This is a genomic window from Orenia metallireducens (genome assembly GCF_003001995.1).
Taxonomy (GTDB): domain Bacteria; phylum Bacillota; class Halanaerobiia; order Halobacteroidales; family Halobacteroidaceae; genus Orenia; species Orenia metallireducens_B.
Map to the genome: position 1 here is coordinate 280761 of NZ_PVNB01000001.1, position 15697 is coordinate 296457.

At 33.3% G+C, this 15697-nt stretch carries 19 protein-coding genes and 1 riboswitch; all 19 genes read right to left on the reverse strand.

From position 1 onward, the window contains the following. Positions 1 to 86: 86 nt before the first annotated feature. Entirely contained in the window at positions 87 to 827 is a 741-nt protein-coding gene (locus BX659_RS01195) for a flagellar hook-basal body protein (RefSeq protein ID WP_097017392.1), read from the reverse strand. 119 nt (positions 828 to 946) lie between these two features. Next, positions 947 to 1207, reverse strand: a complete 261-nt coding sequence (spoIIID, locus tag BX659_RS01200; protein ID WP_097017391.1) for a sporulation transcriptional regulator SpoIIID — start codon at positions 1205 to 1207, stop codon at positions 947 to 949. 79 nt (positions 1208 to 1286) lie between these two features. Then, entirely contained in the window at positions 1287 to 2078 is a 792-nt protein-coding gene (locus BX659_RS01205) for a M23 family metallopeptidase (RefSeq protein ID WP_097017390.1), read from the reverse strand. Between the two features lie 61 nt (positions 2079 to 2139). After that, complete coding sequence (spoIID, locus tag BX659_RS01210) at positions 2140 to 3039, reverse strand: stage II sporulation protein D (protein WP_097017389.1); 900 nt, start codon at positions 3037 to 3039, stop codon at positions 2140 to 2142. 187 nt (positions 3040 to 3226) lie between these two features. Beyond that, on the reverse strand, positions 3227 to 4477 hold the full coding sequence (murA, locus tag BX659_RS01215; protein ID WP_097017388.1) for a UDP-N-acetylglucosamine 1-carboxyvinyltransferase: 1251 nt from the start codon (positions 4475 to 4477) through the stop codon (positions 3227 to 3229). Positions 4478 to 4572: 95 nt separating this feature from the next. Then, positions 4573 to 5163 (reverse strand): YueI family protein, encoded by a 591-nt coding sequence (locus BX659_RS01220; RefSeq protein ID WP_097017387.1) that lies wholly within the window; start codon positions 5161 to 5163, stop codon positions 4573 to 4575. Between the two features lie 321 nt (positions 5164 to 5484). Next, positions 5485 to 5895, reverse strand: a complete 411-nt coding sequence (locus BX659_RS01225; RefSeq protein ID WP_097017386.1) for a F0F1 ATP synthase subunit epsilon — start codon at positions 5893 to 5895, stop codon at positions 5485 to 5487. Positions 5896 to 5897: 2 nt separating this feature from the next. Then, positions 5898 to 7325, reverse strand: a complete 1428-nt coding sequence (atpD, locus tag BX659_RS01230; protein WP_097017385.1) for a F0F1 ATP synthase subunit beta — start codon at positions 7323 to 7325, stop codon at positions 5898 to 5900. A 33-nt stretch (positions 7326 to 7358) separates the two neighbouring features. Then, a complete protein-coding gene (atpG, locus tag BX659_RS01235) occupies positions 7359 to 8225 on the reverse strand; it encodes an ATP synthase F1 subunit gamma (RefSeq protein ID WP_097017384.1) in 867 nt (288 codons plus the stop codon). A 38-nt stretch (positions 8226 to 8263) separates the two neighbouring features. Next, on the reverse strand, positions 8264 to 9793 hold the full coding sequence (gene atpA / locus BX659_RS01240) for a F0F1 ATP synthase subunit alpha (protein ID WP_097017383.1): 1530 nt from the start codon (positions 9791 to 9793) through the stop codon (positions 8264 to 8266). Further along, entirely contained in the window at positions 9783 to 10358 is a 576-nt protein-coding gene (atpH, locus tag BX659_RS01245) for an ATP synthase F1 subunit delta (protein ID WP_097017382.1), read from the reverse strand. The genes atpA and atpH overlap by 11 nt, the downstream gene beginning before the upstream one ends. Next, positions 10352 to 10858 carry a F0F1 ATP synthase subunit B gene (gene atpF / locus BX659_RS01250; RefSeq protein WP_097017381.1) on the reverse strand — a complete coding sequence of 169 codons (507 nt, stop codon included), beginning with the start codon at positions 10856 to 10858 and terminating at the stop codon, positions 10352 to 10354. The genes atpH and atpF overlap by 7 nt, the downstream gene beginning before the upstream one ends. 98 nt (positions 10859 to 10956) lie before the next feature. Beyond that, positions 10957 to 11208: an ATP synthase F0 subunit C gene (gene atpE, locus BX659_RS01255; RefSeq protein ID WP_068719561.1), complete on the reverse strand. Its 252-nt coding sequence runs from the start codon at positions 11206 to 11208 to the stop codon at positions 10957 to 10959. Between the two features lie 35 nt (positions 11209 to 11243). Next, positions 11244 to 11795 (reverse strand): ATP synthase F0 subunit C, encoded by a 552-nt coding sequence (gene atpE / locus BX659_RS01260; protein ID WP_097017380.1) that lies wholly within the window; start codon positions 11793 to 11795, stop codon positions 11244 to 11246. Positions 11796 to 11827: 32 nt separating this feature from the next. Further along, complete coding sequence (atpB, locus tag BX659_RS01265) at positions 11828 to 12550, reverse strand: F0F1 ATP synthase subunit A (RefSeq protein WP_097017379.1); 723 nt, start codon at positions 12548 to 12550, stop codon at positions 11828 to 11830. Between the two features lie 4 nt (positions 12551 to 12554). After that, the gene (locus tag BX659_RS01270; protein WP_097017378.1) at positions 12555 to 12953 is read right to left on the reverse strand and encodes an ATP synthase subunit I; all 399 of its coding nucleotides are present in this window, start codon (positions 12951 to 12953) and stop codon (positions 12555 to 12557) included. A gap of 3 nt (positions 12954 to 12956) precedes the next feature. Then, complete coding sequence (locus tag BX659_RS01275; protein ID WP_097017377.1) at positions 12957 to 13181, reverse strand: AtpZ/AtpI family protein; 225 nt, start codon at positions 13179 to 13181, stop codon at positions 12957 to 12959. A gap of 126 nt (positions 13182 to 13307) precedes the next feature. Then, a riboswitch (cyclic di-AMP (ydaO/yuaA leader) is annotated at positions 13308 to 13504 on the reverse strand. A gap of 426 nt (positions 13505 to 13930) precedes the next feature. Beyond that, the gene (locus tag BX659_RS01280; RefSeq protein WP_097017376.1) at positions 13931 to 14965 is read right to left on the reverse strand and encodes a glycosyltransferase family 4 protein; all 1035 of its coding nucleotides are present in this window, start codon (positions 14963 to 14965) and stop codon (positions 13931 to 13933) included. A gap of 175 nt (positions 14966 to 15140) precedes the next feature. Further along, a complete protein-coding gene (locus tag BX659_RS01285) occupies positions 15141 to 15581 on the reverse strand; it encodes a deoxycytidylate deaminase (RefSeq protein WP_097017375.1) in 441 nt (146 codons plus the stop codon). Positions 15582 to 15697 lie beyond the last annotated feature (116 nt).

The following is a 15697-nucleotide window of genomic DNA, read 5'->3' on the forward strand; positions in this document are numbered from 1 at the left end:
CTTCTTACCCACTCCTTAATAATAATTTAATATATTTTTTTTAACCTTAATTCAAAAATAATTTTTAATATCTCGACTAATAGTTATTATACCTTACCTACATCATTGACAGCTTTACCTAAAGTATCATTATGAGCTTGAATTACCTTCTGATCAGCCTCATATAATCTACTATTGTCGATCATTCTAACCATCTCTTGAATAGCATTGACATTAGAATCTTCTAAATACCCCTGTACTACCTCTCCTGTAGCTCTAAAGGTACCACCAACTTCTGGTCCTCTCCTAAATAAGGTATCGCCTTCTTTAATTAAGCCTGATTTATTTGCAAAGCTTACAATTTGAATTCTACCTAAGACTCTTCCATCAACTACTAAGTTATTGGCATCTATATTGACTTTAGTACCACTAGGAATCTGTAATATACCACCTTCTCCCATAACTAAATGTCCATTTTGAGTAACAACTTGTCCTTGATTATTTACTGTGAAGTTACCATTACGGGTATATCTAATTCCTTGTGGAGTCTGAACTGCAAAGAAACCATCACCTTTTATTGCCCAATCAAAAGTATTTTCAGTCTCTGTAAAAGCACCTTCATCAAAATCATTAGATATTCTATCTACTCCTACTCCAGTACCGACTTTTCCTATAGTAGTGACATTATTATAAATTTTATTTAATAGTTTATTAGAAAAAGATTTTTCAATTGTTGTCTGCTTCTTATATCCCGTTGTGTTGATATTAGCTAGATTGTTAGAAATAGTGTTGTTCTTTATTAAAGCATTCTCCATACCTGCTGTAGCTGTGTATAGACCTCTAATCACATAAAGCCCCCCTTTCTCGATTAACCTTATTTAATGAATTATACATTTAAAGCAAAAATCCTTTATATTAATTTAATTTTAAAAAAAAAGAGATTGGTATGATTACCAACCTCTCTGTATTAGTTAGAAATTTTCTCTTTTAAGTATTTTTTTCTAGTGGCCTCTCCACCTCTAAAATGTCTTTCCGATTTATTATACTCTAAAATTTCTTTGATTTCATTAGCCAATTGAGGATTAATCTTATCCAATCTCTCAGTAATATCCTTATGAATTGTACTTTTACTGACTCCAAATACTTTTGCAGCCTGTCTTACTGTTGCTTTAGTTTCAATTATATACTCACTAACTTCCATTACTCGACGATAAATATAATCTTTCATTAACTTGTCCTCCTTAAAAGTTCAAATCTTAATATATACATATGATATTAAGGAGGACAAATATTCTAAAAAAAGTAAATTATTTTAAATATTGTAACGGAGAGATTCTATTTTCTTCCCCACCCTCTACTTTGATTACTTCAAAGTGAAGCTTACTCTCATCAGTTAATCCACTATCTCCTACTTCCCCTAGTGCTTGGCCTGTATTGATTTTCTCCCCTTCTTCTAAGTAAGAACTCTGTAGATTTCCATATAGGGTTTTGAAAGTATCATTGTGTTTAATGATAACAGTTGTTCCTTGATAATCATCTTTAATAACATCCTCTACTATCCCAGCTTGGACTGCTTTAATTTTAGTACCTATTTCTGCTTTAAAATCTACCCCACCATTAAATTTCCAAGCATCTAGAACTCTATCTTTATAGGGTTCATTCCAAGATAAGCTAATCTCACTATCAATAGGTCTAATTAAATTACCAAAAGCTTTAACATTTGCTGCTTTAGCTGTAACCTTGATAGCAGGAACATCTTCTTCGCTTTGAACACTACTTTTTTTAGTCTGATTTAGAGTTGAAGGGATAACAATCTCTTGCCTATTTAACTTATAATTATCTAAGTCATCTTCAGTATTTATTATCTCTACACTCTTTTCCTTCTCACTACTACTTGTTCTTTCAAAGTGGGGCTCCTCTGTTAAGGAGAAATAATTTTGCTGATAGAAAGCATAAATACCTCCTAAGACCATAAAAAAGATAATTACAAATAGATAAACCCACTTCCAGGACTTTAAGCCTTTAATCTGATCCTTCAATTTACTCTTCTTTTTGTCCAAAATAACAGAAAAGGGCCATTTTTCAAATTTTTTACTCATTAAACTCACCTCCAAAGTTATGGTATCCAGAAGTGAGTTCTTTATACATATGATTAATAAATTACCAGAATATTTTTAGTTGTGTGTGTGGATAGTAATGTGATAATATCTCTTTAAAATTATATCGATTCTTAGCCATGCCATTAGCACCATACTGGCTCATACCTACCCCATGACCATATCCAGAGGTTTTAAACTTTAGAAATTCACCTTCTTTTTTAATAATAAAGTTGGTTGATGGTAATCCTAATTTTTGCCTTAATTCTCTTCCAGTAAATACCCTGCTTCCTATCTTTAATTTTAAAACCCTCTTGCTAGAACTCCTCTCTATTATCTCAATATTATTTATATCACTTCTTTGAACATCTAAGACGCGGCAAACATCCTTAATAGAATAAAACTTATCTTTACTATAATAAGGTGATAACTGCTCATAATTACTAGGTACACTCTTCAAATAAGGTACAGAATTACCCCAGACAGCTACTGCATCTTCTGTATAATCCCCACTACTTGAATGATATACTGCACTAATCAATTTATTGTCATACATTAATACCAAACCTTTAGTCTCTTCAACTGCTGCTGATATTTTTGCCCAATAGAAGATATATCTATTCCCCCACCTCTTCTTTAACTCCTCTTTAGACAGCCAAGCCTGGTCACGATTACTATTGGTAGTTAAATTATTGGACTTTAATTTTTTTAAAGTATAAGTTCTAGCTGCTACAGCTTGAGCCTTTAAGGCCTCTATCTCAAATCCGGCTGGCATCTCAGCAGCAACTACCCCTTTAAGATACTCATCTAAATCTAAGTTCATATACTCTTCTGTATTAATATTATAGATATCTATTTTATATTGATTAGACTTGAATATATTCAAAGATATCATAATACCACTTGGTATAATAATTATAGATATTAAATTTAAAATCACAATAAACACTATTACTCTTTTCAATCCCCCTCCTCCTAATAAGCTAATTACTAATATTTATGTAAGAAGAGTATTAGGATATTATAGAATTAATTTACAGTTAACTAATTATACTTTGCTTAATAGCTTTAGAGAATACCAACTCATATCTTCCATCTAAAAAAGCAACCATAAATTTATGGTTGCTTTTTTAATACTATTAAGTTAAACTTCAACAATCAACTTTTCTAATATTTACACCAATACTACTTAGCTTACCTAATATATTTTCATATCCACGCTCAATATGGTATATATCTCCAATCTCAGTCTCCCCTTCTGCTACCAATCCTGCTATAATTAAAGCAGCTCCCGCTCTTAAGTCAGTTGCCTTAACTTTAGCTCCTGTCAAATTCGATTTTTTAACAATAGCAGACCTACCATCTATCTTGATATCTGCTCCCATCCTCTTTAATTCATCAACATGACCAAACCTATTCTCAAAGACGGTCTCTATTACCATACTAGCTCCCTCAGCTTGGGTCAACAAAGCCATAAACTGTGCTTGCATATCTGTAGGAAATCCAGGATAAGGTAAAGTCTTCATATCAACAGCCTTTAATTTACCTTCTGATATTATTCTAACACTATTGACATCTTCCTTTACTATAACTCCCATCTCTCTTAATTTAGCAATCAATGGCTTGACATGCTCTACCAGTACATTGTCTATATACAAATCACTTTCTATGATAGCAGCCGCCATCATATAAGTTCCTGCTTCAATTCGATCAGGAATAATAGTATATTCCCTTCCTTCTAATTTATCAGCACCCTCAATCTTGATAATATCTGTCCCAGCACCTTTAATTTTAGCTCCCATTACATTTAAATAATTGGCTAAATCTATAATCTCTGGTTCTCTAGCAGCATTTTCAATGATAGTCTGCCCTTCTGCCTTAACCGCTGCCATCATAATATTTGATGTAGCACCTACACTAGGATAATCCAAATAAATCTTAGCTCCAATTAATTTATCTGCCTTAACTTCTACTACACCATGCTCTATATTTACCTTAGCACCTAATGCTTTAAAACCCTTAAGATGTAAATCAATAGGTCTACTTCCTATCTCGCAACCACCTGGCAATGAAGTAGCAGCCTGTCCACAACGCGCCAATAATGCACCAAGAACATAATAAGAAGCACGCATCTTCCTTGCCAAATCATAAGGAATATCTAGACGATTAATAGTATCTGTATTAATCTTTAGTCTATTATTACTATACTCAGTCTTAGCTCCCAAAGAATTTAATATCTTAATTAAGTTATTTATATCTCTTAAATTAGGAATATTCTCTAAAATACTTTCTCCTTCTCCTATTAATGCCGCCATAACGATTGGTAAGGCAGCATTTTTGGCACCACTAATACTGAGCCTACCTTCTAGTCTATTTACTCTATCTACTATTAGAAAACTCATCCTATTCCTCCTAATTAAATTTATCACAAATCAATAATTATCTTCTTGGTTCTTTACTTAAGTTCCTTCTTTAATAATAAAATTTGATTAAGTAATTAATGATTAGCAGGACATTTTTTTCCTATAATCTTATCTAACCAGTTCATTTTTCGATAATTTTCCAATTCTTCTGGTGCTTTTTCCTTAATCATCTGGTAGCACTCTTCACATACCTTCTCCCCTGTAGCATTAATAAGTTCTATTGGTAGCCCTTGTTCTTTCAAACTAGTTACTCTATCCTTAATAATAATATCACTCTGATTAACAGCATGGTCACTTACCACAACTAGACCTATATCACCTTTGAAATCAGGTGAATCTACTTTTTTAAAGGATAAATCATGTTCTCTAGCTAATCTAATATAATCCTTGGCTCTATCCATATCTACCTTTCGATTAATTATCAGCTTCTTTGCTTCATTATTCTTAATAGCTTCTAAAACTTCTGGATATGTTCCTGGTTCTTCGACCTGTTCAAAGGTTAACGCCTTTAAAACCCTTTCTCTAAACTCACCTAAAAATCTATTCTTCTCACCTTTTTTTAGCTCAAAGCCACCATTAATTCCGGCACTAACCCTCTGTTCTAAGTCACTTTTACCCTGATTTTCCATTATAGCCTCTTGCTGAATATCTTTATCTTCACTCATGACTTCACCCCGTTGAATTTCTTTTTTTCATTTATCATTATTCCGTAAGTATTGATATTATAATCATACAACTTTGGAATAAAACTTAAATATAACACTGTATGAGTGACACTTATTAAATATTAAGATTAAATCTAAGTATAAGTAAGAAATTATTCTAATGTTCTATTATTTAATCAAACTTAAATTTAATCTTAGACTTAGTCTCAAAGTATCACAATATCTATAACAATATATTCAAATTTAATTATAAAGTTTTATCAAATCTCTTACAGTATAATTTACCACTTAAATAAAAAAAGAGCAAGAGATTTTACTCTCTTACTCAAAGTTTTTGCCCTTACTGACTTTTAATCTATTCATAGCCTTCTTTAAAGCGATTTCAGCCCTTTTAGAATTAATTGAGCTATTATCTTTAGACAATCGCTTTTCCGCTCTTTCTTTAGCAGATTTGGCTCGGTCCACATCAATCTCATCAGAATATTCAGCAGTATCAACCAAGATACTAATCTCTTCAGGTCTTACCTCAATATAACCTGTACTAGATGCTAGTATCCTTTCCTGGTCATTATTCTTAATTTTAATCTGACCGATATCTAGACCTGTAACTAGAGGTTGATGTTCTGCTAAAAATCCTCTATCACCATCTATAGTCCTTACAGTTACCATAGATGCTTCTCCATCATAGACCACCTTTTCTGGTGTAATGATACTAAGTTTCACTGTGGACATGATTAATCACGACCTTTTGCTTTTTCAGCCTTTTCTATAGCTTCATCTATTGTACCGACAAAAAGAAAAGCTTCTTCTGGTAAGTCATCATGCTTACCTTCTAAAATCTCTTTGAAACCACGTACAGTTTCATTTACTGGTACATACTTACCTGGCATACCAGTAAACTGCTCTGCTACAGAGAATGGCTGTGATAAGAAACGTTCAATCTTACGAGCACGGGATACAACCAATTTATCATCTTCAGATAATTCATCCATACCCAAGATTGCAATGATATCTTGTAAGTCTTTATATTTCTGTAAAGTCTCCTGAACTCGACGTGCAACATTGTAATGGTCTTCTCCTACAGTACTTGGACTTAGGATGGTAGAAGTAGAATCCAATGGATCCACTGCTGGATAGATACCTTTTTCAGCAATCTGTCTTGATAGTACTGTAGTTGCATCCAAGTGAGCAAAAGTAGTTGCTGGAGCAGGGTCTGTTAAGTCATCAGCAGGTACATACACTGCCTGTACCGAAGTGATAGACCCTTTCTTAGTAGATGTAATTCTCTCTTGTAACTCTCCAACATCTGTCGCTAGAGTTGGTTGATAACCTACCGCTGATGGCATTCTTCCTAATAATGCCGATACCTCAGAACCAGCTTGCACAAAACGGAAGATATTATCTATAAATAATAATACATCCTTACCAGCTTCATCACGGAAGTATTCAGCCATCGTTAATCCAGTTAGTCCAACTCTCATTCTTGCTCCAGGTGGCTCATTCATCTGTCCATAAACTAAGGCTACCTTGTCTAATATATCTGCTTCTTGGAATTCTAACCATAAGTCATTACCTTCACGAGTACGCTCACCTACACCGGTAAATACAGAGAAACCACCATGCTCAGTAGCGATATTATTAATCAACTCCTGAATTAATACTGTTTTACCTACACCTGCACCACCAAACAGACCTACCTTACCACCTCTAGAATAAGGTGCTAACAGGTCAATAACCTTAATTCCTGTTTCAAAAATCTCAGTTGATGTATCTTGTTCTTCATAACTTGGTGCTTCTCTATGTATTGGAAGACGCTTCTCAGTCTTTACCTCTCCAGCTTTATCAACTGCTTCACCTAATACATTAAAGATACGACCTAGACACTCTTCCCCAACTGGTACAGAGATAGGACCACCTAAATCGATAGCCTCCATCCCCCTTTTTAATCCATCAGTAGAGCTCATAGATACACCTTTTACACGGTTATCACCAACTTGGTGCATAACCTCAATAACTACTTCTCTATCATGTTCTTTATCTACAATCTTTATCGCACCATTGATTTCAGGTAACTGTTCATTACTAAATTCAACCTCAACTACTGGACCGATAACTTCTACCACTCGACCAATATTTTGAGGTGAGTTATTTTCTCCACTCATTCTAATACCTCCTTTAACTTCAGTCCTGACCCACTATTCTAGTGCTTCTGCCCCTCCAACAATCTCTGATAATTCTTGAGTAATCGCCGCTTGACGAGCACGGTTATAAGATAACTTGAGTTTATCAATCATATCTTCAGCATTATCAGTAGCTGAGTCCATTGCTGTCATTCGAGAAGCAAACTCACTAGCTTTTGACTGTATTAATGCACCAAAGATAACATTCTTTAAATACTGTGGCAATACAGCAGATAGAACCTCTTCTGCTGATGGGTCATAAAGATAGCTTTCTTCCGAGTCATTGACCTCTGCTGATTCTGGTGGCTCAATCGGTAATAGTTGTAATCTCTCTACTTTCTGACTAACTACAGAATTAAATTCAGTATAAACTAAATGAACTTCATCTAAAATACCTTCTGTATATAGCTCTACCAGTTCATTAGATATGTTGGTGGCTGTAGAGAAACCAGGACTATCTTCAATTTCAATATATTCAGAGATAATCTCTGCTTTATTCTTAAAGTAATCCCTTCCTTTTTTACCAATAGTTATTAAAGCAGTCTCTTTTTCAGTCTCTTTTTCAGTCTCTTTTAAACCTTTTTCAACCTCTTTAATCACACGACTATTGTACGCACCACATAATCCGCGGTCACCAGTAATAAATACATACCCTACCTTCTTCACATCACGCTTCTCAAGGAGAGGATGTAAATCATCATCTATTCTAGCTGTAATATCAGCTAAAGTTTCCTTAGTTTTATCAAAAAAAGGCTTAGCATTTTCTGCTCTTTCTTGGGATTTTCTCAACTTAGCAGCAGCAACCATCTTCATAGCTCTAGTTATCTTTTTAGTACTCTCAACACTAGTAATCTGCCGCTTAATATCCCGCATACTTGCCATCGTTAAATCACCTCACTTTCCTAGCAAAAGAAGATTAATTAAGCAGTAGCTCTATCTTTGCTAGTAGCAAAAGTATCTTTAAATTCTTTAATTGCAGCTTTTAAATTCTCTTCTGTATCCTCTTCTAGTTTACCACTTTCTACAATAGCTTCTCCAACTTCTGGGTGAGTAGCCTGCATAAACTTAATAAACTCTCTCTCAAATCTTGTGATATCTTCAACAGGAATATCATCTAAATATCCTTTAGTTACAGCATAAATAATAATAACTTGATCTTCTACTTCTAATGGACTAGTTTCATCCTGTTTTAATACCTCTACTATTCTCTCTCCACGAGATAATTTCTTCTGAGTAGATTCATCTAAATCAGAACCAAATTGAGCAAAGGCTTCTAATTCACGATATTGAGACATATCTAATTTTAATGTTCCTGCAACAGATTTCATCGCTTTAATCTGTGCATTACCACCTACACGAGATACAGATAATCCTACATTAACCGCTGGTCTAACACCAGAGAAGAACAATTCACTTTCTAAGAATATCTGCCCATCTGTAATAGAGATTACATTTGTAGGGATATATGCCGAAATATCTCCTGCTTGTGTTTCAATGATAGGTAGAGCTGTTAAAGAACCAGCACCTAACTCATCATTTAACTTAGCAGCACGCTCTAATAATCTAGAATGTAAGTAGAATACATCCCCTGGATAAGCTTCGCGTCCTGGTGGTCTTCTTAAAAGTAATGACATCTCACGATAAGCAACAGCATGCTTAGATAAATCATCATAAACAACTAGTACGTCTTCTCCTTCATACATAAACCCTTCTCCAATAGTACAACCAGCATAAGGAGCTAAGTATTGTAATGAAGCAGGCTCACTAGCAGAAGCTGACACTACTGTTGTATATTCCATGGCACCTGCTTCCTCTAATTTGTTTACAATTTGAGCAACTGTAGAAGATTTCTGTCCAATTGCTACATAGATACACGCTACATCTTTACCTTTTTGGTTAATAATTGTATCAATTCCGATAGCTGTCTTACCAGTCTGACGGTCACCGATAATCAATTCACGTTGTCCCTTACCAATAGGTACCATAGAGTCAATTGCCTTAATACCTGTTTGTAATGGCTGTTTTACTGGTTGACGATCTACTATTCCAGGTGCTTCAGACTCAATTGGTCTAGTTTCATTACTATTAATTGGTCCTTTACCATCAATAGGTTCACCTAAGGCATTAACAACACGCCCCTTTAACTCTTGACCAATAGGAACCTCAACAATTTTATTAGTTCTATTAACAGTATCGCCCTCTTCAATCTTAGACTCATCACCTAAGATAACGCAACCTATACTATCCTCTTCTAAGTTAAGTGCCATTCCATAAACACCACTATCAAATTCTAATAATTCACCAGCCATAGCATCTTCTAAACCATGGATTCTGGCAATTCCGTCACCAACATTAAGTACAGTTCCTACACCTTTTACTTCTAGTTCTACATTATAATTTTTTATCTGTTCTTTAATTATAGAACTAATCTCTTCAGGTCTAAGATTCATCTATTTTCACCCCTAACTTGCTTACTTCTAAACCTTTTAATTTATTTTCAAGCTTTTTAAGATGATTTAATAAACTTCCATCAATTATCTTATCACCAATCTTTAAAACCAATCCACCTAATAACTCTGGTTGAACCTTTAATTTTAAGGCAACCTCTTTTTTAGTGGTATCTTCTAATTTTAACTTTAATTTATCTTGATATTTTGCTGATAATTCAATTGGTGAAATAACTTGAACTTCTAATCGACCTTCTTGAATATCAACTAATTTCTTAAATTGTTGATAGATTGCTTGTAGATAATCTACTCTACCCTTATCTACCAATATTTTGATAAAGTTCATTAGATAATTTGATAAGTTTTTTTCAAATACCTTTGTTAATGTTTCTTTCTTTTGACCATTACTAAGCTTAGGATGGCTAAGTAATTGCTTAAGTTCATCATTGCTATCAATGGCACCAACAATTCCATGAAATTGAGTTTGAGTCTCTTCTAAAGCTTTCTCTTCCATTGCCAAATCAAATAAAGCTTGAGCATATCTTTCAGCAATTTGGTTTCTTAACATCCTAGCTCACCCAACTTATCTTTATCTATTCCTTCAATATAGCTTTCAATTGTCTTCTCTTGTAATTCTGTATTAATAGATTTCTCTAATAATTGCTTAGTCATTTGGATTGAAATATTTGTCACTTCATCCTTTAAGCTTTCAACAGCTTGTTGTTTAGCACGAGAAATCTCTTGCTCTGCTCTTTCAATCTTCTGGTTAGCTTCAGATTTTGCTTCATTAATAAGATCTTCTTTATTTCTCTGAGCTCTACGACGACTATCTTCAATTATATCTTGAGCTTCAGCCTTAGCATCTTGTAACCTTTGTTGATATTCAGCTTTTAACTGTTCTGCTTCATTTTCACGCTCAATAGCCTGATCTATCTGGTCTGAAATTTTTTCAGAACGATCATTCATAAGATTAGTTATTGGTCCGAATAAGAAGCGTTTTAACACAAAATATAATACCATAAAGTTAATTAGTTGAAGAACAAATGTAGTTAAATCTAAAGAAATCAATTATTGTTACCCCCTTTCACGACCACTATGTAACAAAAAATAAATCTCCAAAATAATTAAAGGAAGATGAATAAATATTTATTCATCTTCAAATATTCTTATCCAAATAGTGGGTTAGCAAATAATAAGATTAAAGCAATTACCAAGCCATAAATACCAGTTGTCTCTGCAACTGCAGCACCTAATAACATAGTTCTAACAATATCACCTTGAGCTTCAGGTTGCTTACCTACTGCTTCAGCACCCTTTCCTGCAGCATATCCCTGTCCAATTCCTGCTCCAATTCCTGCTATCATAGCTAATCCTGCTCCAATAGCAGATGCAGCTTTAATTAAAGATAATCCATCCATAATTAATATCCTCCTTTATAATATTTATTTTATAATTAACCAATTAATGGATTGGCAAATAACAATATTAAAGCAACTACCAATGCATAAATACCAGTTGTTTGACCAACTGCTTGACCTAATAACATTGTTCTAACAATAACACTTTGATATTTAGGTCTTTGACCAACACGTTCAGCACCTTTTCCTGCAGCATATCCTTGACCTATACCTGGACCAATTCCTGCTATCATAGATAAACCAGCTCCCAATACAGATGCCGCTATAACAATAGCAACTCCTTCCATTCCTACTAATGGATTGGCATAAAGTAAAATCAAAGCTACTACCAAAGAGAAGATACCAGAAGTCTCTGCAACAGCTGCTCCTAATAACATTACTAATGTAATATTACTAGTGTTCTTTTGATTCTTACCTACTGCCTCAGCACCCTTTCCTGCAGCATATCCTTGACCTACACCTGGACCAATTCCTGCTATCATAGCAAAACCAGCTGCCAATACTGCTGCTGCAGATACTAAAGTCTTAGCATCAAACTGATCTAACCATTCTAATAAAAAGACTACTAGATTAGATATCTCTTCCAAATGAAACCCTCCTTTCTTAAACTATGGAGAGATTAGTCAACTTCTGTTGCAATATAAGTCATTGTCAACATTGTAAAGATAAAAGCCTGCAATACACCAGCAAAAACATCGAAGTAAAGGCTTGCTATACCTGGAATAAGTATACCAACTACACTATATAGCAATCCCATAATTACTACTCCACCTAACATATTACCAAATAGACGGAAGGATAAAGATACTGGGTCTGCTATTGCTCCAATTATGTTTAATGGGACTAAAAAGGGCATTGGTTCAAAATAATCTTTTATGTAACCACCAATACCTTTGGCTCTAATTCCAGAGACATGAACAGCAATGAATGTAATTAATGCTAAAGCAAAAGTAGTATTTAAATCTGCTGTTGGTGTGTATAAATTGAATAAGTCTCTACCTGGAACAATGCCTATTAGATTAGCAAAGGCTAGAAACAATATTAATGTACCTATATAAGGGACATACTTCTGTTTTCCAGAGCCCATTGCACTATCTACTAAACCTTGAATTGAATCAACTATAAATTCAGCAAAATTCTGTAAACTCAAAGCTTTTGGCTTCTCTTTTAAGTTTCTAGTTGATAACCAAGCGAATATAGCTAAAATAGCCATGATTACCCAAGTGGTTATAACAGTAGATTTAATTGGAAGACCAGCAACTTCATATACTTTAGGAGCAAAAGCCTCAGGGTTTACGTCTTCAAGAAACATCTTATCAATCAAATTATTGATAAATCCCATCTAATTAACTCCCCTCCTTTCTAGTTAACTCTTGATTCTGTGGAAAAACCTTAAAGATATTACTTACTAAAATAACAAACTTGATAGTTAACATACCAATAATTGTTGTCAACAAATTGACATCTGGTCTTTTTAAAGCTATATAAAAAACAGTAAACCAGAGTATATATCTAAATATGTATTGTACCACCATATATGCTTGGGCTTTAGTAGGTGTAAAGCTTACTGATTTTTGTAGAGAAATAGCTAATAAATGAAAGTTAACAATCCCCATTACCGATCCTACTAATAATCCAAAAGCAGTTCTTTTGTCAAAAAAAATCAATGATATTACCGCTAAAAACAGATTCAATATAATAGTGTATTTTATCACAAAAAACTCAGTTTTTCTTAATTCCTTCACAACTTATCCCTTCCTATCCTTCTCAGTAGACATAAGTAATCTATAAGCACTTCTAAATCCAGTTATAACACCTAAAATAGTAAAGATGATTAAAAAAATAGCATTAGTACCTAGCCATTGATCTAATTTATTACCAAACCAAACACAAATAATTATAGGTATTATAATACTGATACCTACTTGAGATAATAAGGCTAAAGCTTTAAGAATACCTATATTTTCTTTCATTACAATTCTCCTATGTACTTAATAATGAGTATGTAAAAATCAAAATTATCCCTTTCTAGTTTACACAATATATCTCTAAATATACATAAAACCACAGGAACATATAGTAATACCTGTGGAGAAGTATGCCCCTCTTTTCATATGCCTACGAGGTTAGCTGTCGGATTCGGGTAGAGGATACCCTACTAAATAAAAAATTTAAGATTAAGGACAAAGATAAGTTACAAACACTTAACATTTACTTAACCTCACACTTAAATTTATCGTTAGATTCACCCCAAAAATGGTTCCCCCGCTCTTTATAGATTAGGCACTTTTTAATTCATTTCTCATTATACTACAAAAATATAATATTGTAAAGTTTCTTTAAGTAAGTAAACTTTACTTAAAATTGTCATATAAAACGAACCTACTTTAATAAATATTAGCAACTAAGACTTAGCACTACTTTAACAATTACTTGACATGAGTATCCTTATATTAACTAGTTGAATCTCTATTATTCACTTATAACTAATACAAAAATAAACTATAAGATAATAAAACTGACTAGTCAGTTTTATTATCTTATTATAAAAAATTATATCATAAATGTCAAGTTTTTTTATAATAAGATACTTATTCAATAAAATATTTCATCTATGGGTATTATAGAGAATGAATCACAAAAAAATCTAGGTATTTATCTAAATACCTAGATTTTTGACTAGAAATTATATTAAATTATTAATCCTATGCTTTAATTTTGCTTAATTGCTTAAATTGATGTCATTTATATAGTTAGATTTTACATTAAATATCCCTAATTTAATAGCTCCTAGTAAAATAAATCCTACAGAGCTAGCAGTTAAGAATATCAATTGATTTAAATCTGCCTCACTAACACCAATCGCAATCATAGCTAAAAAGATACTGATTAAATAAATTATTGTAACAGCTTGAATTTGGCTTAATCCCAATTCTAATAATTTATGGTGTAAGTGCCCTTTATCGGCTTTAAAGATAGGCTGTCCACTTAATTTACGGCGTAAAATAGCAAATAAAGTATCCAAGATAGGAACACCTAAAACTAATATAGGAATCAATAATGTTATAGCAGTTACACTCTTTAAGGTACCTACTATTGAGATCGCTCCTAACATAAAACCTAAGAACATACTTCCTGTATCACCCATAAAGATTTCAGCAGGATTGAAATTATACTTTAGAAATCCTAAAGTAGCTCCAATAACTGATAGAGCCAGGATAACAGTCAATACTTGCCCTTGCTGATATGCAAAGATAGCTAATGTTGCTGTAGCAATCACTGTCACTCCTCCTGCTAAACCATCCATCCCATCAATTAAATTGATAGTATTCATCACACCTACAATCCAGATTAATGTCATTGGTACTCCTAACAATCCCAAATAATAGATACCACCAAAAGGATTGCTGATAAATTCAATTCTAGTTCCAAATCCAATTAGTACTAATCCTGCTACAATCTGACCCAATAATTTAACAAATGCAGATAACTCATACAAGTCATCTAAAATACCTAAAATAACAATTAAAGTTCCTCCAGCGATAATCCCTAAAAATTCAGAGCTGAATCCTGTCAAGATTAAGGCGAATAATACGCCCAAATAGATAGCAATCCCTCCCAAACTAGGAATAGGCTTAACATTGATTCTACGCTTGTTAGGCTTATCTACTGCTCCTAAGCTAAAGGCTAAACGCTTTACTTGAGGAACCATTAAATAGCTAATTAATAATGCTACTAGTAATGGATAAATGAACATATTATCCACCCCTCTCTAATTTAAATTTATTTTTTAATGAAAATAATTAACATTAATAGAGGAGCATAATAAATTATGCCCCTCTAAAATTAAGCCTAAAACTTTTGCTATTAATCAAGTCTAACCTTATTTTATGAAATTTTAACCTAATTTTCAATTATAAATTTATGGAAAACTATTTAATCTCTTCTATTTTAATTCCTGCTTCCTTCATCATCTCTAAAGCCAATTTATCTGGATAGGCTCCCTTAAATACCACTTGCTTGATTCCTGCATTAATAATCATTTTTGTACAGAGGATACAAGGCTGGTGGGTACAGTATAAAGTTGCCTCATTAATCGAGCTTCCATGTAAGGCAGCCTGAATGATCGCATTCTGTTCTGCATGCAAGCCTCGACATAGCTCATGACGCTCTCCTGATGGTACATTATTCTGCTCACGTAAACATCCTGTCTCTGCACAATGCTTTAAACCACTAGGGGCTCCATTATACCCTGTAGCGAGCACACGCTTATCTTTAACAATTAATGCTCCTACCTTTCGTCTTAAACAAGTAGACCGCTTTGCTACAACTTCAGTCATCTCCATAAAATAATTATCCCATGATGGACGCATAAAAATAACCCCTTTCTTTATTAAGTCTAAATTTAAACAAATCAAAATAATTATAAACTTTTATCCCTAATGCTAATACTTAAGCTTAAACTAATAAAAACAGGGCAAAAGCCCTG